A 25,402-nucleotide genomic window follows, 5' to 3' on the forward strand; every position below is an offset into this window, starting at 1 on the left:
GCAGGGATTATCTGTCTTAGTATTACCAAATTTAAGAAGTAAAACTTGTAACAAAATATGTATATACGACAGAAATCTTTTACCTATCTACGTAGAGAAAACATAGATAGTAACACGAAAGAGTGGGTTTCCCCACTCTTTTCTTTACACAATATACATGACATGGTTATCTCGGTTAATAGTATATCATAGGAAATGTTGATTTGCAAAGACTTTTCCTACCTACTAGAACAGTGATAACTGGTTTTGATCCGGTAAATCTCCTAAACAACCTTGACTATCTAAATACTCAATAATTGTTTTCGAAACCTTACTACGCTGCTGCAAGTCCTCTTTTGATAAGAAGTCTCCATTTTTACGTGCTTCCACAATACTTAAAGCTGCGTTTGTACCAAGACCAGGTACCGCATTAAATGGAGGAATTAATGTGTCTCCATCAATAATAAATTCTGTTGCATGTGAACGGTATAAATCCACCTTTTGGAATGAGTATCCACGCTCACACATTTCAAGTGTCATTTCTAGTACTGTTAATAAACTCTTCTCTTTCGGCGCAGCATCGAGTCCCTTTTGAGCAATTTCATCAATTCTTGCACGTATAGATGCTGAACCTTTCGCCATTGCCTCTACATCAAAATCATCTGCACGAACTGTAAAATATGCGGCATAGAATAACAGTGCAAAATGTACTTTAAAGTATGCGATACGTACAGCCATAAGTACGTAAGCAGCCGCATGGGCTTTAGGGAACATGTATTTAATCTTCTTACATGAATCAATATACCAACCTGGTACATTATTATTTTTCATGTCTTCTTCCCATTCTTCCGGTACACCTTTACCTTTACGAACCGACTCCATGATTTTGAAGGCTAATGATGGATCTAGACCTTGATAGATTAAATATACCATGATGTCATCACGACAACCGATAACTTCGCTCAGCGTACATGTACCGTTATAAATTAACTCGTTTGCATTACCAAGCCATACGTCAGTACCATGTGATAGTCCAGAAATTTGGACTAACTCTGAGAATGTCGTCGGTTTTGTCTCTTCTAACATCTGTCTTACGAATTTTGTACCAAACTCTGGTATACCAAGTGTACCTGTTTTACAGTTAATTTGCTCTTCCGTTACCCCTAACGATTCTGGACCAGAGAAAATTTTCATTACTTCTGGATCATCCGTTGGGATTGTTTTCGGATCAATACCACTTAAATCTTGTAACATACGAATAACGGTCGGATCATCGTGTCCTAGTATATCAAGTTTTAATAAATTATCATGAATCGAGTGGAAATCAAAATGCGTTGTTCTCCATTCAGCACCAATTGAATCAGCTGGGTACTGTATTGGTGAGAAATCAAAGATATCCATGTAATCTGGCACAACGATAATACCGCCTGGATGCTGTCCTGTTGTACGTTTTACACCGGTACACCCTGCTACTAAGCGATCAATCTCTGCATTTCGAATCGTTAAGTTATGATCATTTGCATAACCTTTTACATATCCGTAAGCAGTTTTTTCCGCAACTGTACCAATCGTTCCTGCACGATATACATAGTCTTCACCGAACAGTACTTTCGTATAGTTATGGGCACGTGGTTGGTATTCCCCGGAGAAGTTCAAATCGATATCGGGCACCTTATCTCCTTTAAATCCAAGGAACGTTTCGAAAGGAATGTCATGTCCATCTTTTACATATGGAATATTACAAGCAGGACATTCTTTATCTGGTAAGTCAAAACCAGAACCTACAGAACCATCATTAAAGAATTCTGATTGCTTACACTTCGGACATACATAGTGTGGTGGTAATGGGTTTACTTCTGTAATTTCCATCATCGTTGCAACAAATGATGACCCTACCGATCCACGCGAACCTACTAGATATCCGTCTACTAACGATTTTTTCACAAGCTTATGTGAAATTAAATAAATTACGGCGAATCCATGCCCAATAATACTTTTTAATTCTTTTTCTAAACGTGCTTCTACAATTTCCGGTAGCTCTTCACCATAAATGCTACGCGCCATTTTATAACTCATATCACGCGTTTCATCATCAGCACCTTCAATTTTCGGTGTGTATAGATCGTCTTTTACTGGATGCACATCACCAATTAATGACGCAATCTTTTGTGTATTTGTTACAACAACTTCTTTCGCTTTGTCTTCACCTAAGAATGAAAAACATTCTAACATCTCATCAGTTGTACGGAAATGTACTGGCGGTAATGAATGTCGATTTAACGGATTGGCTCCGCCCTGCGAACTGACTAAAATTTTACGATACATCGCATCCTCAGGGTCTAAATAATGCACGTTTCCTGTTGCAACAACTGGTTTATCTAACGTCTCACCTAGTTTTACTAAGTTAGAAATAATTGTTTTTAATTGACCTTCGTCTCGAACAAGCTCACGTTCTACTAAATGACGCAACACCTCTGGAGGCATTACTTCAATGTAATCATAGAACTGGGCAATTTCTTCTACCTCTTCAGGTGCCTTTTGCATCATTGCCTCGAACACTTCACCTTTATCACAAGCCGTTCCTACTAAAATCCCTTCACGATATTTTTTTAATAGTGATCTCGGCACACGTGGTACACGGTAAAAGTAATTAAGGTGAGAATATGAAACAAGTTTATATAAATTTTTCAATCCAACATCTGATGTGGCAAGTAACGTCATATGACTTGGACGGCCACGCTTATACGCATCCCCTTGTCCCATGCTATCATTTAATTGATCGTGATATTCAAATCCCTTTTCAATTACGTCTTTCAACATTTTCACAAGTAAATATCCCGTCGCTTCTGTATCATAAATCGCACGGTGATGTTGTGTTAATTCAATATCAAGTTTTTTACACATCGTATTTAATCGATGATTTTTCATTTCTGGGAATAAAAATCGTGCAAGTTCTAACGTATCAATAACTGGATTATTCGTTTTTTCTAGTCCAGCCTTTTTAAAACCTACGTTAATAAAGCCCATATCAAAGCTCGCGTTATGGGCAACAAGTGTATGGTCGCCCATCCATTCCTCAAACTTTTTAAACACTTCGTCCACTTCAGGTGCATCAGTTAACATATCATCCGTAATACCTGTCAATTCAATAATCGTCGCTGATAATGGTTGATGTGGATTTGCGAAAGATTCAAAGCGATCAATAATTTCGCCACCCTTTACTTTTACGGCAGCCAACTCAATGACTGTATCGTATACAGCTGATAAACCTGTCGTCTCAACGTCGAAAACAACATACGTTTCCTCTGCAAGTAAACGATGCGCTTCGTTATACGCTATCGGTACACCATCATTAACTAGATTTGCTTCTACACCATATATAACTTTAACACCAGCCTTCTTCCCTGCAGAATACGCCTCTGGGAAGGACTGAGCCACGGCATGATCTGTAACCGCAATGGCCTCATGTCCCCATTTACCAGCTTGAGCAACAAGCTTAGAAACTGGAGTGACAGCGTCCATTTGACTCATCGGAGTATGGAGATGCAGCTCTACTCGTTTTTCGCCTTCTGGTGCTTTATCTTTACGAGACGGTCCTGTTATTTCATTAATATCATTTGCAATCATTACTAAATCTCGAACGAATGTATCGTTTTGAACAGAACCACGCGCTTTCACCCACATTCCTTTTTTCAAGGATTGCAGCATTGGAATATCTTCTTTGTCACGCGAGAACATTTTGATCATAATAGAATCCGTATAATCCGTTATTTTTAAAGTTAATAACGTACGCCCACTACGAAGCTCTTTTGTTTCTACATGGAAGACATATCCTTGAACCGTTTTTCTTCTTTCTTCATCTTGAATTTCTCGCATCGGTGTAATCTCTTCATCTGGCTTAATAAGATACCCGAGTGTAATCGGTCCTTCATACACAACGCTGCTTTCTTCAGCTTGCTTCTTCGCCATTTCTTCCATAGCTTGTATAACACGCTCACGGTCTTCTTGCTGCGTTTGTTCACGAAACTTTTGCATTTCTTCTGTATTTTGCTGTATATGTGTGTCTAACTGAAAACGCGGGAATCCAAAAATTTCGTATTGATCCCCTACTGGTTTCGCAACGTTTTTCTTTAAAGCCGTAGACTCCAGCTCGTTATTTACATTTATTAACAACTTCACTCCATTCACCTGTGGAAGCTGCTTCTTTAAGTATGCGAACATAGGTGAAAATGTAATTCGTTCCGTACAAAGCGGCCAATACGCCCTCACTTCTTCTTCTGTAAATTGTTTATTCTCTGTTTCTAATGCAAATGTTGTTCTTGCAATATGAGAAAATGATTGCTTAAGCTTTGTTTCTAGCAATTCATATAATTCTGTAGGCAAAATACGTGGCACTTGTAAATCAAAATGCCAACTTTTATTCGCTTTATCAATAACGAGCCTTTCAATACCACCGCCTTGTAAATATTGATTTATAAGGTCGTCTGGTATTTGCAACTGCTGGAGCAAAATTTGAAATCGCTCTTGTTGTTCATTTGTTAAAGACATAAGCACTCTCCTTCCATTTGCTATTATAAATTGAAACGTACCACAAAGAAAGATTTCTCACCTCTTCTTTTACAAAATACGTTTACAAAGAAAGAGAAGGTACCCCATTACGAGGTACCTCTTCTTATTTTAAAATATTTGCAATATATGTTTGAAGTTCTTCTACTTTTACTTCTTCAGACTCACCTGTAGCACGTACTTTCACTTCTACAATACCTTCGTCTGCTTTTTTACCAACTGTAACACGAACTGGAAGACCGAATAAATCTGCATCTGCAAATTTAACACCTGCACGTTCTGCACGATCGTCTAATAACACTTCATAGCCTTGTTCTTGTAATGAGTTGTAGATATTTTCACCCATTTCACGTTGTGCATCAGATTTCATATTTACTGGAATTACATGCACATGGAACGGTGCTACCGCTTTTGGCCAAACTAAGCCGTTCTCATCGTTAAATTGCTCTGCAATTGCTGCTACTGTACGAGATACACCGATACCGTAACAACCCATAATAAGTGGTTGTGTTTTTCCATTTTCATCTAGGAATGTTGCGTTCATTGCTTCACTATAACGAGTTCCTAATTTGAATACATGACCAACTTCAATTCCGCGTGCGAAAAGAATTGTTCCGTTTCCATCTGGAGATTGGTCTCCTTCTTGAATAAAGCGTAAATCTGTATATTGACTTACTTTAAAGTCACGTTCTGGATTTACATTTACATAATGGAACCCTTCTTCATTCGCTCCTGAACATCCGTTAACAATTGATGCTACAGCGTGATCAGCAATAATTTCGATATCACCTGTTACATTAATCGGTCCTAATGAACCAACTTCACAATTTAATAATGCTTTTACTTCTTCATGAGAAGCAAGCTCAACAACTGAAGCGCCATATACATTTTTCACTTTCACATCGTTTACTTCGTGATCACCACGAACAAGTACAACTACTAATTTCTCATCTACTTTAAACACCATAGACTTAATGCACTTGTCAGCTGCAATGTTTAAGAATGCAGATACTTCTTCAATTGCTTTTTGGTCTGGTGTTGCTACTTTTTCAAGTGCTTTTTCTGCTTCGTCACTCTTCGTATACGTAGCTACAACAGGAGCCATTTCGATGTTTGCTGCATAATCAGATGTGTCAGAGTATGCAATTGTATCTTCACCAACATCAGATAATACCATAAATTCATGTGTATCTTTTCCGCCCATTGCTCCAGAATCAGCAATAACTGCACGGAAATTCAAGCCACAGCGAGTAAAAATGTTAGAGTATGCTTTATATAAGCGATCGTATACTTCATCTAAGCTCTCTTGTGTAGCATGGAAAGAGTATGCATCTTTCATTAGAAACTCTCTTCCACGTAATAAGCCGAAACGAGGTCTTTGCTCATCACGGAATTTTGTTTGAATTTGGTATAATGTTAACGGTAATTTTTTATATGATTTCACTTCATCACGCACAAGATCCGTAATTACTTCCTCATGTGTCGCTCCTAATGCGAATTCACGAGCGTTACGATCTTTCATACGCATTAATTCAGATCCGTAAGAATACCAACGACCTGATTCTTGCCATAATTCTGCAGCTTGCATAGCTGGCATTAATAATTCTACAGCTCCTGCGCGCTCCATTTCTTCTCGAACGATACGTTCTACTTTGTGTAATACTTTTAATCCAAATGGTAGAAAGCTATAAATACCAGAAGCATTTTGACGCATAAAACCTGCACGAAGTAATAGCTGATGACTCTTAATTTCAGCATCAGCTGGAACTTCACGTAATGTAGGACTGAATACCATACTTTGTTTCATTTATTTGCACCTCTTCATTTTACTCTTACACGCAGTAAAACCCCTCACCTCGAGTTAGGTGAGGGATTTTATTCTACGAGCTCTATTTCATTATAAGTTTCACTTTATTTTACAAGAAAAACTTACGAATGTCATTCCAAGTTACAACTAACATAAGTAACATTAATAATGCAAAACCAATAAAGTGAACCATTCCTTCTTTTTGGCGATCAATTGGTTTCCCTCGTAACGCTTCAATTAAGAAGAAGAATAAACGGCCACCATCTAAAGCAGGAACTGGTAATAAATTAAATAAACCAAGATTAATGCTTAGAACTGCAGCTAAACTTAGTACACGAGTAAACCCATAATCTACAACTTGATCTGTTAGATTATAAATTCCTACTGGACCTGACAACTCATTAATAGAAAATTGACCAGTTACTAATTTCACAAGAGACTCAAAAATTAGTTTCGTCCATTGGTACGTTTGTTCAAAACCTGATTTAATAGAACCCATCACTGTTTTCTCTACAGGAGAGTAGACACCAATTCTACCAACTTCTTCTTTACCTTCTTTATCGAGTGTTGGCGTTACTTTCACATTAAACTGTTCATTATCACGCTTTACTTGTAACGTAATTTCTTTATTTGGGTTTTCACGTACAATAGTAACAACATCTTTCCATGTACTTGTGTTTTTCCCATCAATAGCTTGAATTGTATCATTCTCTTTCAATCCAGCTTGCTGTGCTGCACTGTTATCCATCACTTTTCCGACCATTGGTTTGTCAACAGGAACCCCTTGTACAAATCCAAGAATCACAAAAATAACAAATGCTAAAATGAAGTTCATTGCAGGACCCGCAAAGATTGTTAAAGCGCGTTGCCCTAGTTTTTTCGAGCCAAATTGTCTATTATACGGGGCAATTTGAATTTCTTCCCCCGCAGTAATAATACGAGCCTTTTCATTCACTCGGAATGTTTGAAGCTCTTCCTCGTACTCTTCATAGCCCGAAATTGTTAAATTATGCTCCAAATCAGCTTGTTCGACTTCAATAACACGAACATTTGGATACTTTTCATATCCATCAAAAACTAATTTCACAACTTCGTCTTTTTCATTTAATACAAGGCCAACCTTTTTCCCAGGCTTTAACTCAACTGTGTCCGCATCCTCGCCAGCCATTCTTACATAGCCACCAAGGGGCAGTAATCGAATCGTATACACCGTTTCATTCTTTTCAAATGAGAATATTTTCGGACCAAAACCAATCGCAAACTCGCGGCATAAAATACCTGCTCTTTTTGCGAAATATAGATGCCCTAGCTCATGGAAAAATACGAGTGCACCGAAAATTAATATAAAGGCAATCGCTGTATTCAATTCCATAACCACCTTTGCTAAATTTGTTCCATCACAAACCGTCTTGTGGCCGCATCAATTTCCAAAATTTCCTCTAAGCTCGGTCGTGCAATGACATTGTGATGGTTCATTGCTTTTTCAATGAGGTCTTCCACTGTTAAGAAATCAATTCTCTTTTGTAAAAAGGCTTCAACAGCTACTTCATTCGCTGCGTTCATTACAGCTGGCATACTTCCACCTGCTTTTCCAGCTTCATACGCAAAACGTAAACAACGGAATCGTTCTTGGTCCATTTTCTCAAAATGCAACGTCCCTATTTCCCATAAGTTTAACTGTTTTGTGTCTGAAAGAGGCAATCTATCCGGATATGTAAGTGCGTATTGAATTGGTACTCGCATATCAGGTGAACCAAGCTGCGCCATTACACTACGATCTTCAAATTCAACCATAGAATGGATAATACTTTCTTTATGTAAAACAACATCGATTTGCTCATAAGGGATACCAAAAAGCCAATGTGCTTCAATTACTTCTAGTCCCTTATTCATCATTGTAGCAGAATCAATTGTAATTTTCGAACCCATTGACCAGTTTGGATGTCGAAGCGCATCTTCTACGGTCACATGATGCAATTCATCCCTCGTTTTATCGCGGAAACTTCCACCAGAAGCCGTTATAATAAGACGAGAAATTCTTTTTTCATTTTCACCATTCAAGCATTGAAAAATAGCCGAATGTTCACTATCAACTGGAAGTAACGAAACATTATGTTTTCGTGCTGCTTCCATTACAAGATGTCCTGCAGTTACTAACGTTTCTTTATTTGCAATTCCAATTGTTTTTTTCGCCTCAATTGCACGAAGTGTTGGTAACAACCCTACGCTACCTACAACAGCATTTACTACAATCTCCGCATCTGGATGTAGTGCTACTTCTAAAAGTCCTTCACTACCATATACAATTTTTGTATTACCAGAAACAGATTGTAATTTTAAAACATCTTCTTCTCTTTGCACAGAGACGATTTGCGGAGAAAATTCTTGAATTACCTTTACTGCGTAGTCAATATTTTTCCCTACAGAAAAAGCAACGAGACGGAATTGGTCTGGGTGCGAGCGTAATACATCTAAAGTTTGTGTACCAATTGATCCGCTTGCACCTAATAAACTAATGTTTTTCATGACTCCAACCCCTCGTTCATTTATTAATTATATTGTAATAAGAAGTAGAGAATTGGTAAAACGAATAACCAACTATCTGTTCGGTCTAATATACCACCATGCCCAGGTAAAATTGTACCTGAATCCTTTACGCCATAATGACGTTTAAAAGCAGATTGTACTAAATCACCAATTTGTCCAAAAATAGAAATAATAATTGTCAGCACAATTAAAATTACTACATTCGATTCGACTGGGAAGAACACGTTGTAAACAAGTGCCACAATAATTCCACAAACGATGCCCCCTAATGAACCTTCAATCGTTTTATTTGGACTGATTTCTGGCCACAATTTTCTCTTGCCCAATGCTTTTCCTACGAAATATGCGCCTGAATCAGTAGCCCATATAACAAATAATGCGCAAAATACATATTTAATTCCTAATATTCTCGTTTCATTTAAATATAAGAATCCCATTGCCACATATGTCGTTGCCATCAGTAAAAATGAAGCATTATCAAAAGTAAATGTATTCTTAGAAAGGACTGTATATGATAAAAGTAATAAAACAATCACAAATGTGATTTCCAATTTACCTAATCCAATCCATGTAAACAGTTCTGATGCACTACTTGGAATTAAAAGAATCCACAATAATACTGCAGCTAAAACTGTCGGTACTGAAATAAGCGTAAGCTTATTCATACGAATTAATTCATATAAACCTATAGAAGCAAGTGCATACACTAAAACCGTAAAAGGCACGCCACCGTATATTACGATGGGAATGAATAGCGCGGCAGCAACCACTCCAGTAATAATTCTCTGTTTCACTACCAAACCCTCTCTTTCTACACGCCTCCGAATCTGCGCCCTCTATGTTGAAAGTCAGTAATCGCATTTAGCAAATGTTCTTCTTTGAAGTCTGGCCAATACACGTCTGTAAACCAAAACTCCGAATATGCAATTTGCCATAACATGAAATTACTAATACGTAGCTCTCCGCTTGTTCGGATTAACAACTCTGGATCAGGTAAAGAACTCGTCATTAAGTAGGAGGAAAGCATTTCTTCACTTACCTCTTCAGAACGAATTTTTCCTTCCTCATTATCTTTCATCATATGTTGCACAGCAGAAACGATTTCATCTCGACTTCCATAGTTTAACGCGAAATTAAGAATTAATCCCGTATTCTCTTTCGTATCTTCCATGGCTTTCTCCATCGCTCTGCGTGTATGCGTAGGAAGACGATCTTTTTGCCCTATTACTCGGACTTGTACGTTTTCTTCAATCAATTCTGGTAAAAATGTACCTAGAAATTCTTCTGGAAGCTTCATTAAATAATCAACTTCCTTTTTCGGTCTTTTCCAGTTCTCAGTTGAAAAAGCATAAAGAGTTAACACTTTCACATTAAGTTTACTTGCAAATTTTGTAATTTTCTTTACAACTTGCATACCTTCATGATGTCCCGCAATACGAGGCATTGCTCTCCTCTTTGCCCATCTTCCATTCCCATCCATAATGATGGCAATATGTTCTGGGATATATCCTTTTTTCACTTCTTCAACGAGATGATCAAACGATGTGTCCTTTTTACCTTTAAAAAAAGGAAAGTTTTTAAACATCATTCATACCCTCCAGCAAGCAGACGTATGCCTAAAAGTGTAAAAAGACCCCCTTAAGAAGAGGGTCATAATTGCGAAGTTATCGCTATTACACTTCCATGATTTCTTTTTCTTTGTTTTTTGCGATTTCGTCAACTTTTGCAATATATTTATCTGTTTCTTTTTGGATATCTTCAGTATATCCTCTTAAATCATCTTCTGTAATCTCGCCAGCTTTTTCAAGCTTCTTAAGATCATCATTTCCGTCACGACGTACGTTACGAACAGCAACTTTAGCTTCTTCAGCATATTTTTTCACAACTTTTACAAGATCACGACGACGTTCTTCTGTTAATGCAGGGAATGCAATACGAATTACAGTTCCATCATTAGAAGGATTTAAGCCTAAATCTGCTTTTAAAATTGCTTTTTCAATATCACCGATAGAAGTTTTATCATAAGGTTGAATTACTAGTAAACGCGCTTCTGGAACTGTAATGTTCGCTAATTGCACAACTGGTGTTGGTGCACCATAGTAATCAACTTGTACCTTATCTAATACAGACGCGTTTGCACGGCCAGCACGAACTGTTGCTAATTCACGAGAATAAGCAGCAACTGCTTTTTCCATTTTTTCATTTGAAGACTTCAATACTTGTTGTCCCATATTTATTTCCCCCTTACCACTGTTCCGATATTTTCGCCTAAAACGGCACGTTTAATATTACCTTTTTCCATAACTGAGAATACAATTAATGGAATATCATTATCCATACATAGAGAAGAAGCTGTAGAATCCATTACACCTAAACCTTCTTTTAATACGTCTAAGTAAGTAAGCGTTTCATATTTCGTAGCTGTTGGATCAATAGATGGATCCGCATTATATACACCATCTACATTGTTTTTCGCCATTAAAATTACATCTGCTTCAATTTCTGCCGCACGTAATGCTGCTGTTGTATCTGTAGAGAAGTATGGGTTACCTGTACCTGCTGCAAAGATAACAACACGTTTTTTCTCTAAGTGACGAACTGCTTTACGACGAATGTAAGGTTCTGCAACTTGACGCATCTCAATTGAAGTTTGTACACGAGTTTGAATTCCGATATTCTCCAAGCTATCTTGAAGAGCTAATGAATTCATAACTGTCGCTAACATGCCCATGTAATCTGCCCCTGCACGATCCATGCCCATTTCACTTCCAATTTTCCCACGCCAAATGTTACCGCCACCAACAACAACAGCAACCTCTACATCAAGTTCTGCAATTTCTTTTACTTGTTCCGCAACTGACTTAATAACAGTTGGGTTAATTCCAAATCCTTGCTCTCCAGCTAAAGCTTCTCCACTTAGCTTTAAAACGACACGATTATATTTCGGTTTACTCATAATGAACCTCCAATTGCTTACATCTTTATTTTAAAAAAGGGAACACAATGTGTTCCCTAATCTGTATTAGTTGCTACCTTTTACTTGGTTCATTACTTCTTCAGCAAAGTTGTCTTCGCGTTTTTCGATACCTTCACCAACAGCGTAGCGAACGAATCCTTTTAATGTTCCGCCTTTAGACTCAACGAACTGACGAACTTTCATATCAGGGTTTTTAACGAATGCTTGGTCAAGTAAGCAAATCTCTTCGAAGAATTTGCCTAAACGGCCTTCAACCATTTTTGCAACGATTTTCTCAGGCTTGCCTTCGTTTAATGCTTGTTGTGTTAATACTTGACGCTCATGCTCAACTTCTTCAGCTGTTACAGCATCGCGGTCGATGTATTTAGGGTTAACTGCAGCGATGTGCATTGCAACATCTTTAGCAGCAGCTTCATCAGTAGAACCTTCAAGAACTGTTAATACACCAATGCGTCCACCCATGTGTAGGTAAGCGCCGAATGCATCTGCATCAGTTTTTGATACGATTTCGAAACGACGAAGTGTAAGTTTTTCACCAATTTTAGCGATTGCTTCGTTGATGTGCTCTTCAACTTTTTTACCGTTTTCCATTGTTTGAGCCATAGCTTCTTCAACGTTAGCTGGTTTGTTAGTTAATAAGTGAGCAGCTAATTCTTTAATTAGTGTTTGGAAACCTTCGTTTTTCGCAACGAAATCAGTTTCAGAGTTTAATTCTAAGATTAAAGCGTCGTTACCGTTTGTTTCGATGAAAGTTAAACCTTCAGCAGCAATGCGGTCAGCTTTTTTAGCAGCTTTCGCAATACCTTTTTCACGTAAGAAGTCAATTGCCTTCTCCATGTCGCCGTTAGTTTCTGTTAAAGCTTTTTTGCAGTCCATCATACCTGCGCCAGTTTTTTCACGTAATTCTTTTACCATTTGAGCAGTGATTGCCATACTTTTCATCCTCCTAAAATATGTATTTATACCTTTTATAAAGGTGTTTATACCTTAAAAAAGGTGATAAAAGGCCGAACCCCTTATCACCTTTCCAACTTTGTTACGCAGTAACAGTTTCTTCACCTTGTTTTGCTTCAAGGATCGCGTCTGCCATTTTAGATGTAAGAAGTTTTACAGCACGAATTGCATCATCGTTTGCTGGGATAACGTGATCGATTTCGTCTGGATCACAGTTTGTATCAACGATACCGATGATTGGAATGTGTAATTTGCGTGCTTCAGCAACTGCAATACGCTCTTTACGAGGGTCTACTACGAATAATGCACTTGGAAGACCTTTCATATCTTTAATACCGCCTAAGAATTTCTCAAGACGCTCTAACTCTTTTTTAAGTTGAACAACTTCTTTCTTAGGAAGTACTTCGAAAGTACCATCTTCTTGCATTCTTTCGATGTCTTTAAGACGCTTGATACGCTTTTGGATTGTTTGGAAGTTTGTTAAAGTTCCGCCTAACCAACGTTGGTTAACGAAGTACATACCAGCACGAGTTGCTTCTTCTTTAATAGCTTCTTGTGCTTGTTTTTTAGTACCTACGAATAAGATGTCTCCGCCTTCAGCAGCGATGTCGCGCATCGTTCTGTAAGCTTCCTCAACTTTTTTCACAGTTTTTTGTAAGTCGATGATGTAGATACCGTTACGCTCTGTGAAAATGTAACGCTTCATTTTTGGGTTCCAACGACGAGTTTGATGTCCGAAATGAACACCAGCTTCAAGCAATTGCTTCATAGAAATTACTGACATAATATAGTTCCTCCTAAATGGTTTTTGATATCCTCCGTTTACTTCATCTCTAAGCGAAACTACAAACGTAGCACCAACACTTAAATCAGTAAACGTGTGTACTTTGTACTGACACCACTGCTTACTATATCATACTGAAATATTACAATCAAGTCGAAAATGCGAACAATGTAAAACTTTCTTTGTTCATACTCGAATTCTAGTATTACCAACCTTCATTTCTTTTAAGCCAAAAAAATAAATACAATTAATAGTTTTCCCAGAAAACACGCTTATGACACTTTTCACAAGCACCATCTATCCATTGCACATAAAAAACTCTCCTCAATCGAGGAGAGTTTTTTATAAATTAGTTTGTTTTTAATTTAGCAAGTTCCTGTAGAAACTTGTCGTTTAGCACTTTAATGTATGTTCCTTTCATACCTAAAGAACGAGACTCAATAACACCAGCACTTTCTAATTTACGTAGTGCATTTACGATTACAGAACGAGTAATTCCTACGCGATCAGCAATTTTACTTGCAACAAGTAAACCTTCTGTTCCATTTAATTCTTCGAAGATGTGCTCAATTGCTTCTAACTCACTGTAAGATAATGAGCTGATCGCCATTTGAACAACAGCTTTACTACGTGCTTCCTCTTCGATTTCTTCTGCTTTTTCACGTAAGATTTCCATACCTACAACAGTTGAGCTGTACTCAGCAAGGATTAAATCATCATCTAAGAACTCTTGACCAAGACGAGCTAATACTAATGTACCTAGACGCTCACCACCACCAACGATTGGTACGATTGTAGTTAAACCTTGACCAAATAATTCTCTGTTTTCTACTGGGAATGCTGTGTAAGCACTGTTCACATCTAAGTTTGAAGATGTTTCTGTAATGTTGAATAAGCTTTGTGTATATTCTTCTGGGAATTGACGTTCTGCAAGCATTTGCTTCATGCGTTCGTTTTCGATTTGTTGGTGAATTGCATAACCTAGTAATTTACCACGACGGCTAACTACGAATACGTTTGCTTCGATTACTTCACACATTGTGTCAGACATTTCTCTAAAGTTTACAGGCTTCCCTGCTGCGCTCTGTAATAACGCATTTAATTTTCTCGTTTTTGCTAATAATTCCATTTCAAAAGTTCCTCCTACATGTTACTCACATATTTTTTCATCACTTGGAAACTAGGGCGAGTCACCTGATGACACTATTACAAAATAAACTGGCTCACATCTTTATTTTTAGCAATTGTTGCTAATTTCTCCTCAACGTATTGAGGTGTTATCGTTATTTTCTCTAACGTAATTTCAGATGCTTCAAACGATAAATCTTCAAGGAGCTTCTCCATAATCGTATGAAGTCTTCTTGCTCCAATATTATCTGTATCCTGATTAACTTGATAAGCAATCTCAGCAATCTTACGAATAGCTTCGTCTGAAAATTCAATTTCTATACCTTCAGTCGCTAATAATGCCATATATTGTTTAATTAACGCATTGTCAGGCTCGATTAGTATTTTAACAAAATCGTCTGTCGATAATTTTGTTAATTCTACTCGAATCGGAAATCTCCCTTGCAATTCCGGAATTAAATCCGACGGTTTAGACATATGGAACGCTCCAGCTGCAACGAATAAAATATAATCCGTTTTTACTGATCCGTATTTTGTCGCAACATTCGACCCTTCTACAATCGGCAAAATGTCACGTTGCACACCTTCACGTGATACATCTACGCTATTCGACTGCTTACCAGCAATTTTGTCAATTTCATCGATAAAAATAATCCCGAGCTGTTCAGCACGATAAACAGCCTCTTGTGTAACTTCATCCATATCAATTAAGCGCTGTGCCTCTTCATTTGTCAAGAGTTTTCTTGCTTCTTTTACAGAAAGTTTACGTTTTTTCGTTTTTTTCGGCATAAAACTTCCTAGCGCATCTTGGAAATTCATTCCCATTTGCTCCATGCCAGTTCCTTGTAACATATCAAACATGGAAGACTGTTGTTCAGTCACTTCAATCGATACAATTTCGTCTTCAAGAAGCCCTGCAGCAAGCTTTCTCTCCACATCTTGACGCTTCTTTTCGATTTCAACATCTTCTTGTGTATCAGACGTTTGATTCGAATTTTGAGTGCCTCCAAAAAGCATCTCTAATGGATTTTTGAATCCAGATTGTTTCTCTGGACTCGGCACTAAAATTTCAACAAGACGTTGATTCGCTTGCTCTTCGGCTTTATCTTGAACTTTCACTACCATTTCTTCTTTTACGATACGAACCGATGTTTCCACTAGGTCACGTACCATCGACTCTACATCTCTACCCACATATCCAACTTCTGTGAATTTTGTAGCCTCAACCTTAATAAAAGGTGCTCCAACGAGTTTCGCCATTCGTCGTGCTACCTCTGTTTTCCCAACACCTGTCGGTCCAATCATTAAGATATTTTTAGGTGCAATTTCGTCACGTAAATTTTCAGCTAATTTACTGCGACGATATCGATTTCTCAACGCTACAGCAACCGCTTTCTTTGCGTCTTTTTGACCGATGATGTATTGATCTAATTTTTCCACAATTTGGCGCGGAGTAAAATGTAAATGCATATAAAATGCCTCCCTTACGATTCTACAATTCTTCAACAATTATGTTGTGATTCGTATAAACACAAATATCGCCAGCAATCTCTAAACTCGCTTTCGCAATTTGCTTCGCTGTTAAGTGTTCACTTGCATATTGCTTTAAAGCACGACCTGCAGAAAGTGCATAATTCCCACCAGATCCAATTGCTAAAATACCATCATCCGGTTCAATTACTTCTCCTGTACCTGAAACAAGGAGCATAGTTGTTTTATCCATGACAATGAGCATTGCTTCTAGCTGACGTAACATTTTATCGCCACGCCATTGTTTGGCCATTTCAACAGCAGCACGCTGCAAGTTGCCATTATACTCTTCTAATTTCCCTTCAAACATTTCAAAAAGAGTAAATGCGTCAGCAACTGATCCTGCGAAACCAGCCAAAATTTTACCTTGGAAAAGTTTACGAACTTTACGAGCTGTATGTTTCATTACAACAGCATTTCCCATTGTCACTTGGCCATCTCCAGCCATTGCACATTCTCCATTATGATGAACTGCAAATATCGTTGTAGCGTGGAAATTTCCCATAGAAAAAACTCCTTTATTTGTTTTTATAGCTTTTAAAGCAATTTATGCCCGCGGGTGATGCTTCATGTAAACAGAACGCAATCTTTCTTTAGAGACATGCGTATAAATTTGTGTCGTCGACAAATTTTCATGGCCTAATAACTCCTGTACAGTACGTAAATCCGCCCCTTCATCTAGCATATGTGTAGCAAATGTATGCCTTAACATATGGGGACTTATCCGCATTGTCAGCGAAGCCTTTTTAATGAGTTCATTTAAAACATAACGAACTCCACGACTTGTTAGCGGTTTACCTTTCGCATTTAAAAATACCATATGAGAGTCTTCGTCAGTCTTATTAACTAACTGTTTTCTCCCATTCTCTATATAAGTAATTAAAGAATCTTGCGCATAGCTTCCGAACGGAATATACCTTTGTTTTTTTCCTTTTCCCATTACTAAAATTGTTCCCACCGCAAAGTCAATATCGGTAAGTTGTAAATTGACACATTCACTCACACGGATCCCAGTCGCATACATCAACTCTAACAAAGCTTGATTCCTTTGACCTAATGGTGTTTCTGTGTCAGAAACTTCAAATAATTCCTCTAACTCTTCAGCATATAAAAACTTTGGGATTGACAATTCTTTTTTGGGGAGTGACGCAAGTGCAAACGGATTATCCTTTCGATAACCTTCACGCATCAAAAAACGATATAAACTTCGTAAGCTTGATACTTTTCTTGCGACAGATTTACGGGCTAACTTCTCATCGTACAACGTCGTTAAGTACAAACGAACATCCGCGTATGTAACGTCTAAAAAAGAGGATATGCCTTCTCGTTCCATAAATTGCACAAAATGTTCTAAATCATTTTGATAACTTGCAATTGTATATTTTGAATAATTTCTTTCAATTTGTAAATATCCAACGAATAATTGTAACAATTTCTTCACATTCACACAACTCACCTCAATAAAGGCTACTAAATCGTATCACAACTTAGTAGCCTTTGCAAGAAATTTAACTAAATATTTACAAAATTTCGAATCGTTTCTAAAGCGCGTGCTGCGTACGCTTCATTTCGTTCTGCTTTCTTTTTAATCTTCTTCTCTAACGGTGCAAATAGACCGAAGTTCGCATTCATCGGTTGGAAGTTTTTAGCGTTCGTTGCCGTAATGTAATTTGCCATGCTACCCATCGCAGTTACTGGCGGTAATACAACTGGCTCTTCACCTTGCACAAGACGCGCAGCATTAATTCCTGCTAATAATCCTGATGCTGCCGATTCAACATATCCCTCTACTCCAGTCATTTGACCAGCGAAGAATAAATCATCCCGTTGTTTATATTGATATGTTGGACGAAGCAAATTAGGTGAATTAATAAACGTATTACGATGCATTACACCATAACGTACAATCTCTGCATTTTCTAATCCTGGAATTAACTGTAACACTTCTTTTTGCGGTCCCCACTTTAAATGTGTTTGGAAACCTACGATATTGTATAAAGTTCCCGCTGCATCATCTTGACGTAACTGAACAACAGCATATGGCGTTTTCCCTGTTTTTGGATCTTCCAATCCAACAGGTTTCATAGGTCCAAATACTAACGTCTGTCTCCCTCTACTTGCCATAACCTCTACTGGCATACAACCTTCAAAGAAAATTTCTTTTTCAAACTCTTTTAAAGGCACTGTCTCAGCAGCAATTAGAGCCTCATAAAAACGATCAAACTCTTCTTCTGTCATTGGGCAATTTAAATATGCAGCTTCACCTTTGTCATAACGCGATTTTAAATATACTTTATTCATGTCAATGCTGTCTTTTTCTACGATTGGGGCTGCAGCATCATAGAAGTAGAAATAATCTTCTCCTGTTAATTCTTTCAATTTTGCAGAAAGATCAGGAGATGTTAATGGACCTGTAGCAATAATTGTCGGTCCCTCTGGAATATCTGTAATTTCTTCATTCATTACAGTTACATTTGGATGGTTCTTTACGTATTCTGTTACTTTAGCTGCGAACTCATGACGGTCTACAGCTAAAGCGCCTCCAGCTGGTACAGAGCACTCATCCGCCGCACGAATAATTACAGAATCCATTAAGCGCATTTCCTCTTTAATAACTCCAACTGCATTTGTTAAAGTGTTTGCACGAAGTGAGTTACTACATACTAATTCAGCGAATTTATCTGTGTGATGAGCTGGCGTTTGCCTTACCGGTCTCATTTCATATAATCTAACTTGGACACCACGTTTTGCAATTTGATAAGCTGCTTCACTTCCTGCAAGACCTGCGCCAATGACGTTTACTACTTGTGTTGTCATTTATATCACCTTTCCTTTTCTTCCCGAAAAAAATGTGAGCAGTTACGCTCACATTTGTTGTTCTTCTTCATAATCGCACGAAATACATTGTACTTGCACGCCTTTTTTCAACTTTTTCTCTACAAGCATGCCTTCGCACTTCGGACACTTACGACCAATTGGCTTATCCCAAGATACAAAGTCGCATTCCGGATACGTACCGCACCCATAGAAAAGACGTTTCTTTTTATTACTACGGCGTTCAATAATTTGACCCTTATCACACTTTGGACAAGTAACACCGATTTCTTTCACAATCGGCTTTGTATTACGACAATCTGGGAAATTCGAGCAAGCCATAAATTTCCCGTATTTACCCATTTTAAAGACCATTGGGTGATTACATAATTCACAATCTTCCCCAGCTGGTTCATCTTTAATTTCCACTTCACGCATTTCTTTTTCCGCTTTTTCTAAACGCGGTTCAAAACCTACGTAGAAATCATCAACAATTTTTACCCAATTCGCATTTCCTTCTTCTACTTCATCAAGGCTTTGCTCCATATTGGCAGTAAATTCAATGTTAATAATTTCTGGGAAAAACTCTAAAATAAGTTCAATTACTATTTCACCAAGTTCAGTCGGAACGAAGCGTTTATTATCCAAGCCTACATACCCACGCTTTTGAATCGTTTCAAGTGTAGGTACATATGTCGACGGTCTTCCAATTCCAAGTTCTTCAAGTGTTCTTACTAGGCGAGCCTCTGTATAGCGCGGAGGAGGTTGTGTAAAATGTTGCTTTGGTTCTAAATCCTTTGAAAATACAGTTTCCCCTACTTCTAAAGGCGGCAACATCTTATCCTTTTCTTCAGCACCATCATCTTTTGACTCTACATACACTTTCATAAATCCCGGGAACTTTACAACCGATCCACTTGCACGGAACTGAACATTGTTATTAATGAGTCTCGCTGTCACAGTATCCATTATAGCAGACGCCATTTGACTTGCAACAAATCGCTCCCAAATCAATTTATATAATCGAAGTTGATCACGACCTAAGAAACTTTTTAGTTCCTCTGGCTTTCTCATTACCGAAGTAGGACGAATTGCCTCATGCGCATCTTGTGCATTTGACTTTTTCGTTTCTTTCTTCTTTTCTGTTCCTATGTATTCCGTACCATACGCTTCAGTGATGTAAGTACGAGCCTCTGTTTGAGCTGTTTCTGAGATACGTGTTGAATCAGTTCTCATATACGTAATAAGACCTACAGTTCCTTGTTTTCCAAGATCTATCCCTTCATACAATTGCTGTGCAAGCATCATTGTTTTCTTTGCTCGCATGTTTAACTTACGGGCTGCTTCTTGTTGCAAGGAAGATGTTGTAAACGGTAATGCAGGGTTACGTTTTCGCTCTTTGCGCGTTACATTTTCAACTGAAAACGCATTGTCTTTCATCTGTTCAATTATTTCATTCACTTGCGTTTCATTTGTTAATTGAACTTTTTCACCATCTACACCGTAAAAGCTTGCTTCAAATGTGTCTTTTCCTTTTACAAATTCTGTTTTAATTGTCCAGAATTCTTCAGGTTCAAAGTTTTGAATTTCCCTTTCACGCTCGATGATTAAACGAACTGCTACAGATTGTACACGTCCTGCACTTAATCCTTTTTTTACTTTCTTCCATAATAAAGGACTAATATTGTAACCAACAAGACGATCAAGTATACGTCTTGCTTGTTGTGCATCCACTAAATCCATATTAATTGCACGAGGATGTTTAAATGATTCTTTGATCGCATCTTTCGTAATCTCATTAAACACAACCCGACAATCTGATTCAACGTCCACATTTAACGTATTCGCTAAATGCCAAGCAATCGCTTCCCCTTCACGGTCTGGATCGGCCGCGAGATAGACTTTCTTTGCTTTTTTGGCCGCTGATTTTAAATCTTTTAAGACGGGACCTTTACCACGAATGGTAATATACTTCGGGGTGAAGTTGTTCTTTACTTCTATCCCCATTTGACTTTTTGGCAAATCGCGAACATGTCCCATAGACGCGACAACTTTGTATTTTTTCCCTAAATATTTCTCAATGGTCTTCGCCTTAGAAGGCGACTCCACGATTACGAGGTAATCTGACATGCTAGTGCCTCCTTAAGAGGTGGATTCAAGTCTTCATTAATCTTATTGATTTCTCTTGTTTTTGTCAATCAAGAATGAATATACCATACAGTGCCAATCTACCATTTGTCAATAATTGTTTAATAAAAACATAAAAATATAAGGTTAATTTAAAATCTCTTCCAAGATATCTTCTGCATTTCTTACTAGTTTTGCTCCTTGCTGAATAAGATGATTCGTTCCCGATGCCCCCTCTATAAATATAGGTCCAGGAAGCGCAAATACCTCTCTACTTTGCTCTAACGCAAGGTCCGCAGTAATAAGTGTTCCACTTCTCGATTTCGCTTCTACAACTAAAACACCTTTACTTATACCACTAATAATCCGGTTTCTTTTTGGAAAATACCATTTTTTCGGTGCATAGTGCGGCGGATACTCTGTCAATAACAATATATATTCCTTCCACATTTCATATAAAGGTCTATTTTCTTTCGGATACATAAAAGACAATCCATGCCCTAATATCGCAATAGTCGGGCAATGATGCCTTACTGTAATCTCATGAGACATTGTATCTATCCCTTTTGCAAACCCACTGACAATAAGCCACTCTCTTTCTAATAAAGGGTGTAAAATAAACTTCAAACTCTCATGACCATATAATGATGGTTCTCTCGTTCCAACAACTGCTAATTTATTTACTTTATTCAGGAAATCTTTCTCTCCTTTTCCATATAAAACGAAGGGAGGGTCTTGTATTTCACGTAATAATTGCGGATAATTTTCATCCCATATCGTTATATAAAAAATACGATTTTTCTCTAAATAAGATATATATTGCGGAAGATTTGAACTTTGAAGAAATTTTACTAGTTCTGAAGATTTTTTCGAGGATATTCCAGTGTAGTGTTCCATTTGTTTTTCGTTAAAATTATATATGTTCTCTAATTCTGGATCGACATATAGTAGCCTCTCCATCGCTTTCCAATAATCTGCTAGCAAGTAATGAAGATGTAATAATCTCTCTCTTTTCATCTTGATTCTCCTTACCCATAATTTTTATTATGTAAACAGAAAAAGTCTAAAAAGACACCCTCAAGTAAGAAGGTGTCTTTCAACAGATTAATAGTTTTTACAAGTCTCAAATAAACCTTTTTCTTTTAAAACAGAGATTAGCGTTTCTCCCATAACTGCTGGAGTTTCAGCTACTTTAATGCCACAAGCTTCCATTGTTTTAATCTTTTCAGCAGCAGTTCCTTTACCGCCAGAAATGATTGCACCAGCATGGCCCATACGTTTGCCAGCAGGCGCTGTTTGACCACCAATGAAGCCTACAACAGGTTTTGTCATATTAGCTTTTACCCATTCAGCTGCCTCTTCTTCTGCTGTACCGCCGATTTCACCAATCATAATTACAGCATGTGTTTCTTCATCTTCATTAAATGCTTTTAAAGCATCAATAAAGTCTGTACCGTTAACAGGGTCTCCGCCGATACCTACAGCAGTAGATTGGCCAATACCTTCTTGTGTTAACTGATGTACAGCTTCATACGTTAATGTACCAGAGCGAGATACGATACCAACATGACCTTTTTTATGAATATATCCTGGCATAATACCAATCTTACATTCATCCGGTGTGATTACACCTGGGCAGTTTGGTCCAAGTAAACGTGTATGTTTACCCGCCATATATCTCTTTACGTTTACCATATCTAATACAGGAATCCCTTCAGTAATACATACTACTAAATCAATTTCTGCATCAACAGCTTCCATAATTGCATCTGCCGCAAAAGCGGGTGGAACGTATACAACTGAAGCGTTTGCGCCTGTTGCTTTCACTGCATCTTCTACTGTATCAAATACTGGTACACCTTCAATATCAGTGCCGCCCTTACCTGGTGTTACACCACCGACAATTTTCGTACCGTATTCAATCATTTGTTTTGTATGGAATAAACCTTGAGAACCTGTAATACCTTGAACAATAACTTTTGTATCTTTATTAACTAATACGCTCATTTTTCTCCCCCGCTTTCTATTAGCCCACTAGTGAAACAATTTTTTGTGCACCGTCTGCCATAGATTCTGCTGCAACAATATTTAAGCCAGACTCATTTAAAATTTTCTTACCTAGTTCTACGTTTGTACCTTCAAGACGTACAACTAAAGGTAACTCAAGACCTACTTGTTTCGTTGCTTCAATAACACCTTCTGCAATAACATCACACTTCATAATGCCACCAAAAATGTTAACAAAGATACCTTTTACATTTTTGTCAGAAAGGATAATTTTGAATGCTTCTGTAACTTTTTCTGCAGTTGCACCGCCACCAACATCTAAGAAGTTAGCTGGGTCACCGTGGTAATGTTTAATGATATCCATTGTAGCCATCGCTAAACCTGCACCATTAACCATACAACCGATATTTCCATCTAAAGGAATGTAGTTTAAGTCGTATTTTGAAGCTTCAATTTCTTTTGAATCCTCTTCATCAAGATCACGAAGCTCTAAAATGTCTTTATGGCGATATAATGCATTAGAATCAAAGTTTAATTTTGCATCTAATGCCATAACTTTACCTTCACCTGTTGTAACAAGTGGGTTAATCTCAGCGATAGAGCAATCTTTTTCGATAAACGCACGGTATAAGCCCATCATAAACTTCACAGCTTGTCCTACAAGCTCTTTTGGAATATTGATGTTAAATGCGATTCGGCGCGCTTGGAAACCTTGTAAGCCTACTGCTGGATCAATATATTCTTTAAAGATTTTTTCAGGTGTTTTTTCTGCTACTTCTTCAATTTCTGTTCCGCCTTCTTCAGACGCCATTAAAACAACTTGAGAAGTTGCACGATCTAAAACTAGACCTACATAATATTCTTTTTTAATATCGCAACCTTCTTCGATAAGTAAGCGTTTTACTTCCTTACCTTCAGGACCTGTTTGATGTGTCACAAGCGTAGTTCCTAAAATGCTTTCTGCATATGTACGAACTTCATCTAAATTTTTTGCAACTTTTACTCCGCCAGCTTTGCCGCGTCCACCAGCGTGAATTTGTGCTTTCACTACACATACATCTGTTCCTAATTCTTTCGCCGCTTCTACAGCTTCTTCTACTGTAAATGCAACCTTCCCGTTCGGAACGCTAACCCCATAGCTTCTAAGGACTGCCTTACCTTGGTACTCATGGATATTCATGGTCCCATCCTCCCCTGTTTTCCTGTTTTACTCGAAAAGTTTTTTAATGTTTAAAAAACATTACATTGCCATTGTATAAGATGATTGGCACGCTGTCTACAATAAAGTGTCAGAAAACTGAAATCGCTTTATTCTTTTTCGGAAATAGTAATGTTTATATGCCAAAATAAAAAAATAAGCTGTATATTTACAGCTTATTTTTGAATCATATCTTTAATTGGCGCGAATGACTTTCGGTGTTCATCTAATACTCCATGCACTTGAATTGCCTCTAAATGTTGCTTTGTGCCATATCCCATATGTTGCTCAAATCCATATTCAGGATACTTCTCTCCCAGTTCTTTCATCATACGATCTCTCGTTACTTTTGCGATAATGGATGCCGCTGAAATCGAAACACTTTTCGCATCACCTTTAATAATTGATGTTTGCGGAATTGGTGTAGGAAGCTTCATCGCATCAATTAATAAATGTTGGGGTGTACAAGATAAATTTGCAACTGCATCTAACATCGCTTGTTTCGTTGCTTGGTAAATATTAATGTCATCAATAACTTGCGGTGATACAATTCCTACTCCAATTGCAATTGCTTGTACTTTTATTTCATCATAAAAACGCTCACGTTTCGCTTCACTCAACTTTTTCGAGTCATTTAACCCTGGAATATAAAAATCCTCAGGAAGAACGACAGCTGCCGTTACAACAGGCCCAGCCAATGGCCCGCGCCCTACTTCATCAATACCCGCGATATATGTGACCCCTTTTTCACGCAAAGCATTTTCATACTTGGACATTTCAAAAAACTTCTCTTTTTCTTTCTGTTCTAACTCTTTTTGTTTATACCACTTCAAAACGAGCTTTTGAACACCTTTTCGATCATCTTTCATTAACAGTTGAAAGCGATCATCTTCTTCATTCATAATTTCTTTCAATACATTTTCTGCTTCTTTTATCGTCATAGTTTGCATTTATACAAGCTCCTTTTTAAACATATCCAAAAAG

General features: G+C 37.7%; 20 protein-coding genes. All 20 read right to left on the reverse strand.

What is annotated here, in order from left to right:
• Nucleotides 1-225: 225 nt before the first annotated feature.
• The 20 genes from N2V80_RS19085 to N2V80_RS19180 all read right to left on the reverse strand — a co-directional run bounded on the left by N2V80_RS19085 (nucleotide 226) and on the right by N2V80_RS19180 (nucleotide 25,368).
• Nucleotides 226-4,527: a PolC-type DNA polymerase III gene (locus N2V80_RS19085; RefSeq protein WP_061457648.1), complete on the reverse strand. Its 4,302-nt coding sequence runs from the start codon at nucleotides 4,525-4,527 to the stop codon at nucleotides 226-228.
• A gap of 124 nt (nucleotides 4,528-4,651) precedes the next feature.
• On the reverse strand, nucleotides 4,652-6,352 hold the full coding sequence (locus tag N2V80_RS19090; protein WP_000814333.1) for a proline--tRNA ligase: 1,701 nt from the start codon (nucleotides 6,350-6,352) through the stop codon (nucleotides 4,652-4,654).
• A gap of 109 nt (nucleotides 6,353-6,461) precedes the next feature.
• Nucleotides 6,462-7,718 carry an RIP metalloprotease RseP gene (gene rseP, locus N2V80_RS19095; protein WP_001090245.1) on the reverse strand — a complete coding sequence of 419 codons (1,257 nt, stop codon included), beginning with the start codon at nucleotides 7,716-7,718 and terminating at the stop codon, nucleotides 6,462-6,464.
• A gap of 17 nt (nucleotides 7,719-7,735) precedes the next feature.
• Nucleotides 7,736-8,878, reverse strand: coding sequence for a 1-deoxy-D-xylulose-5-phosphate reductoisomerase (gene dxr / locus N2V80_RS19100; protein WP_000790372.1), 1,143 nt, complete (start codon nucleotides 8,876-8,878; stop codon nucleotides 7,736-7,738).
• A 23-nt stretch (nucleotides 8,879-8,901) separates the two neighbouring features.
• Nucleotides 8,902-9,693 carry a phosphatidate cytidylyltransferase gene (gene cdsA, locus N2V80_RS19105; RefSeq protein WP_000813592.1) on the reverse strand — a complete coding sequence of 264 codons (792 nt, stop codon included), beginning with the start codon at nucleotides 9,691-9,693 and terminating at the stop codon, nucleotides 8,902-8,904.
• A 17-nt stretch (nucleotides 9,694-9,710) separates the two neighbouring features.
• On the reverse strand, nucleotides 9,711-10,487 hold the full coding sequence (uppS, locus tag N2V80_RS19110; RefSeq protein ID WP_000971296.1) for an isoprenyl transferase: 777 nt from the start codon (nucleotides 10,485-10,487) through the stop codon (nucleotides 9,711-9,713).
• 85 nt (nucleotides 10,488-10,572) lie between these two features.
• The gene (gene frr, locus N2V80_RS19115; protein WP_000531501.1) at nucleotides 10,573-11,130 is read right to left on the reverse strand and encodes a ribosome recycling factor; all 558 of its coding nucleotides are present in this window, start codon (nucleotides 11,128-11,130) and stop codon (nucleotides 10,573-10,575) included.
• A gap of 2 nt (nucleotides 11,131-11,132) precedes the next feature.
• A complete protein-coding gene (gene pyrH, locus N2V80_RS19120; RefSeq protein ID WP_000042668.1) occupies nucleotides 11,133-11,855 on the reverse strand; it encodes a UMP kinase in 723 nt (240 codons plus the stop codon).
• A gap of 66 nt (nucleotides 11,856-11,921) precedes the next feature.
• A complete protein-coding gene (gene tsf, locus N2V80_RS19125) occupies nucleotides 11,922-12,809 on the reverse strand; it encodes a translation elongation factor Ts (protein ID WP_001018578.1) in 888 nt (295 codons plus the stop codon).
• Between the two features lie 103 nt (nucleotides 12,810-12,912).
• The gene (gene rpsB, locus N2V80_RS19130) at nucleotides 12,913-13,614 is read right to left on the reverse strand and encodes a 30S ribosomal protein S2 (RefSeq protein ID WP_000111485.1); all 702 of its coding nucleotides are present in this window, start codon (nucleotides 13,612-13,614) and stop codon (nucleotides 12,913-12,915) included.
• A gap of 349 nt (nucleotides 13,615-13,963) precedes the next feature.
• Nucleotides 13,964-14,743 carry a GTP-sensing pleiotropic transcriptional regulator CodY gene (gene codY / locus N2V80_RS19135; RefSeq protein ID WP_000421290.1) on the reverse strand — a complete coding sequence of 260 codons (780 nt, stop codon included), beginning with the start codon at nucleotides 14,741-14,743 and terminating at the stop codon, nucleotides 13,964-13,966.
• Between the two features lie 77 nt (nucleotides 14,744-14,820).
• Nucleotides 14,821-16,212 carry an ATP-dependent protease ATPase subunit HslU gene (gene hslU / locus N2V80_RS19140; RefSeq protein WP_000550087.1) on the reverse strand — a complete coding sequence of 464 codons (1,392 nt, stop codon included), beginning with the start codon at nucleotides 16,210-16,212 and terminating at the stop codon, nucleotides 14,821-14,823.
• A gap of 22 nt (nucleotides 16,213-16,234) precedes the next feature.
• Complete coding sequence (gene hslV, locus N2V80_RS19145; protein ID WP_061654413.1) at nucleotides 16,235-16,777, reverse strand: ATP-dependent protease proteolytic subunit HslV; 543 nt, start codon at nucleotides 16,775-16,777, stop codon at nucleotides 16,235-16,237.
• 42 nt (nucleotides 16,778-16,819) lie between these two features.
• Nucleotides 16,820-17,719: a tyrosine recombinase XerC gene (gene xerC, locus N2V80_RS19150; protein ID WP_061654415.1), complete on the reverse strand. Its 900-nt coding sequence runs from the start codon at nucleotides 17,717-17,719 to the stop codon at nucleotides 16,820-16,822.
• A 65-nt stretch (nucleotides 17,720-17,784) separates the two neighbouring features.
• Nucleotides 17,785-19,089: an FADH(2)-oxidizing methylenetetrahydrofolate--tRNA-(uracil(54)-C(5))-methyltransferase TrmFO gene (trmFO, locus tag N2V80_RS19155; RefSeq protein WP_000213002.1), complete on the reverse strand. Its 1,305-nt coding sequence runs from the start codon at nucleotides 19,087-19,089 to the stop codon at nucleotides 17,785-17,787.
• A 48-nt stretch (nucleotides 19,090-19,137) separates the two neighbouring features.
• Nucleotides 19,138-21,216, reverse strand: a complete 2,079-nt coding sequence (topA, locus tag N2V80_RS19160; RefSeq protein ID WP_001286963.1) for a type I DNA topoisomerase — start codon at nucleotides 21,214-21,216, stop codon at nucleotides 19,138-19,140.
• Between the two features lie 144 nt (nucleotides 21,217-21,360).
• Complete coding sequence (dprA, locus tag N2V80_RS19165) at nucleotides 21,361-22,230, reverse strand: DNA-processing protein DprA (RefSeq protein WP_000818039.1); 870 nt, start codon at nucleotides 22,228-22,230, stop codon at nucleotides 21,361-21,363.
• An 87-nt stretch (nucleotides 22,231-22,317) separates the two neighbouring features.
• Nucleotides 22,318-23,220, reverse strand: a complete 903-nt coding sequence (gene sucD / locus N2V80_RS19170) for a succinate--CoA ligase subunit alpha (RefSeq protein ID WP_000115178.1) — start codon at nucleotides 23,218-23,220, stop codon at nucleotides 22,318-22,320.
• Nucleotides 23,221-23,239: 19 nt separating this feature from the next.
• On the reverse strand, nucleotides 23,240-24,400 hold the full coding sequence (gene sucC, locus N2V80_RS19175) for an ADP-forming succinate--CoA ligase subunit beta (RefSeq protein ID WP_001020791.1): 1,161 nt from the start codon (nucleotides 24,398-24,400) through the stop codon (nucleotides 23,240-23,242).
• A 194-nt stretch (nucleotides 24,401-24,594) separates the two neighbouring features.
• The gene (locus tag N2V80_RS19180; RefSeq protein ID WP_001194266.1) at nucleotides 24,595-25,368 is read right to left on the reverse strand and encodes a ribonuclease HII; all 774 of its coding nucleotides are present in this window, start codon (nucleotides 25,366-25,368) and stop codon (nucleotides 24,595-24,597) included.
• Nucleotides 25,369-25,402: the final 34 nt, after the last annotated feature.

It is taken from the genome of Bacillus sp. FSL W8-0640 (genome assembly GCF_038007725.1).
Lineage (GTDB): Bacteria > Bacillota > Bacilli > Bacillales > Bacillaceae_G > Bacillus_A > Bacillus_A cereus.

Bases quoted from the DNA above. Each gene is read 5' to 3' on its own strand.
- N2V80_RS19085 (WP_061457648.1), bottom strand. From the start codon at position 4,527: ATGTCTTTAACAAATGAACAACAAGAGCGATTTCAAATTTTGCTCCAG.
- N2V80_RS19090 (WP_000814333.1), bottom strand. From the start codon at position 6,352: ATGAAACAAAGTATGGTATTCAGTCCTACATTACGTGAAGTTCCAGCT.
- dxr (WP_000790372.1), bottom strand. From the start codon at position 8,878: ATGAAAAACATTAGTTTATTAGGTGCAAGCGGATCAATTGGTACACAA.
- uppS (WP_000971296.1), bottom strand. From the start codon at position 10,487: ATGATGTTTAAAAACTTTCCTTTTTTTAAAGGTAAAAAGGACACATCG.
- frr (WP_000531501.1), bottom strand. From the start codon at position 11,130: ATGGGACAACAAGTATTGAAGTCTTCAAATGAAAAAATGGAAAAAGCA.
- pyrH (WP_000042668.1), bottom strand. From the start codon at position 11,855: ATGAGTAAACCGAAATATAATCGTGTCGTTTTAAAGCTAAGTGGAGAA.
- tsf (WP_001018578.1), bottom strand. From the start codon at position 12,809: ATGGCAATCACTGCTCAAATGGTAAAAGAATTACGTGAAAAAACTGGC.
- rpsB (WP_000111485.1), bottom strand. From the start codon at position 13,614: ATGTCAGTAATTTCTATGAAGCAATTGCTTGAAGCTGGTGTTCATTTC.
- codY (WP_000421290.1), bottom strand. From the start codon at position 14,743: ATGGAATTATTAGCAAAAACGAGAAAATTAAATGCGTTATTACAGAGC.
- hslU (WP_000550087.1), bottom strand. From the start codon at position 16,212: ATGCATTTACATTTTACTCCGCGCCAAATTGTGGAAAAATTAGATCAA.
- hslV (WP_061654413.1), bottom strand. From the start codon at position 16,777: ATGGGAAATTTCCACGCTACAACGATATTTGCAGTTCATCATAATGGA.
- trmFO (WP_000213002.1), bottom strand. From the start codon at position 19,089: ATGACAACACAAGTAGTAAACGTCATTGGCGCAGGTCTTGCAGGAAGT.
- topA (WP_001286963.1), bottom strand. From the start codon at position 21,216: ATGTCAGATTACCTCGTAATCGTGGAGTCGCCTTCTAAGGCGAAGACC.
- dprA (WP_000818039.1), bottom strand. From the start codon at position 22,230: ATGAAAAGAGAGAGATTATTACATCTTCATTACTTGCTAGCAGATTAT.
- sucD (WP_000115178.1), bottom strand. From the start codon at position 23,220: ATGAGCGTATTAGTTAATAAAGATACAAAAGTTATTGTTCAAGGTATT.
- sucC (WP_001020791.1), bottom strand. From the start codon at position 24,400: ATGAATATCCATGAGTACCAAGGTAAGGCAGTCCTTAGAAGCTATGGG.
- N2V80_RS19180 (WP_001194266.1), bottom strand. From the start codon at position 25,368: ATGCAAACTATGACGATAAAAGAAGCAGAAAATGTATTGAAAGAAATT.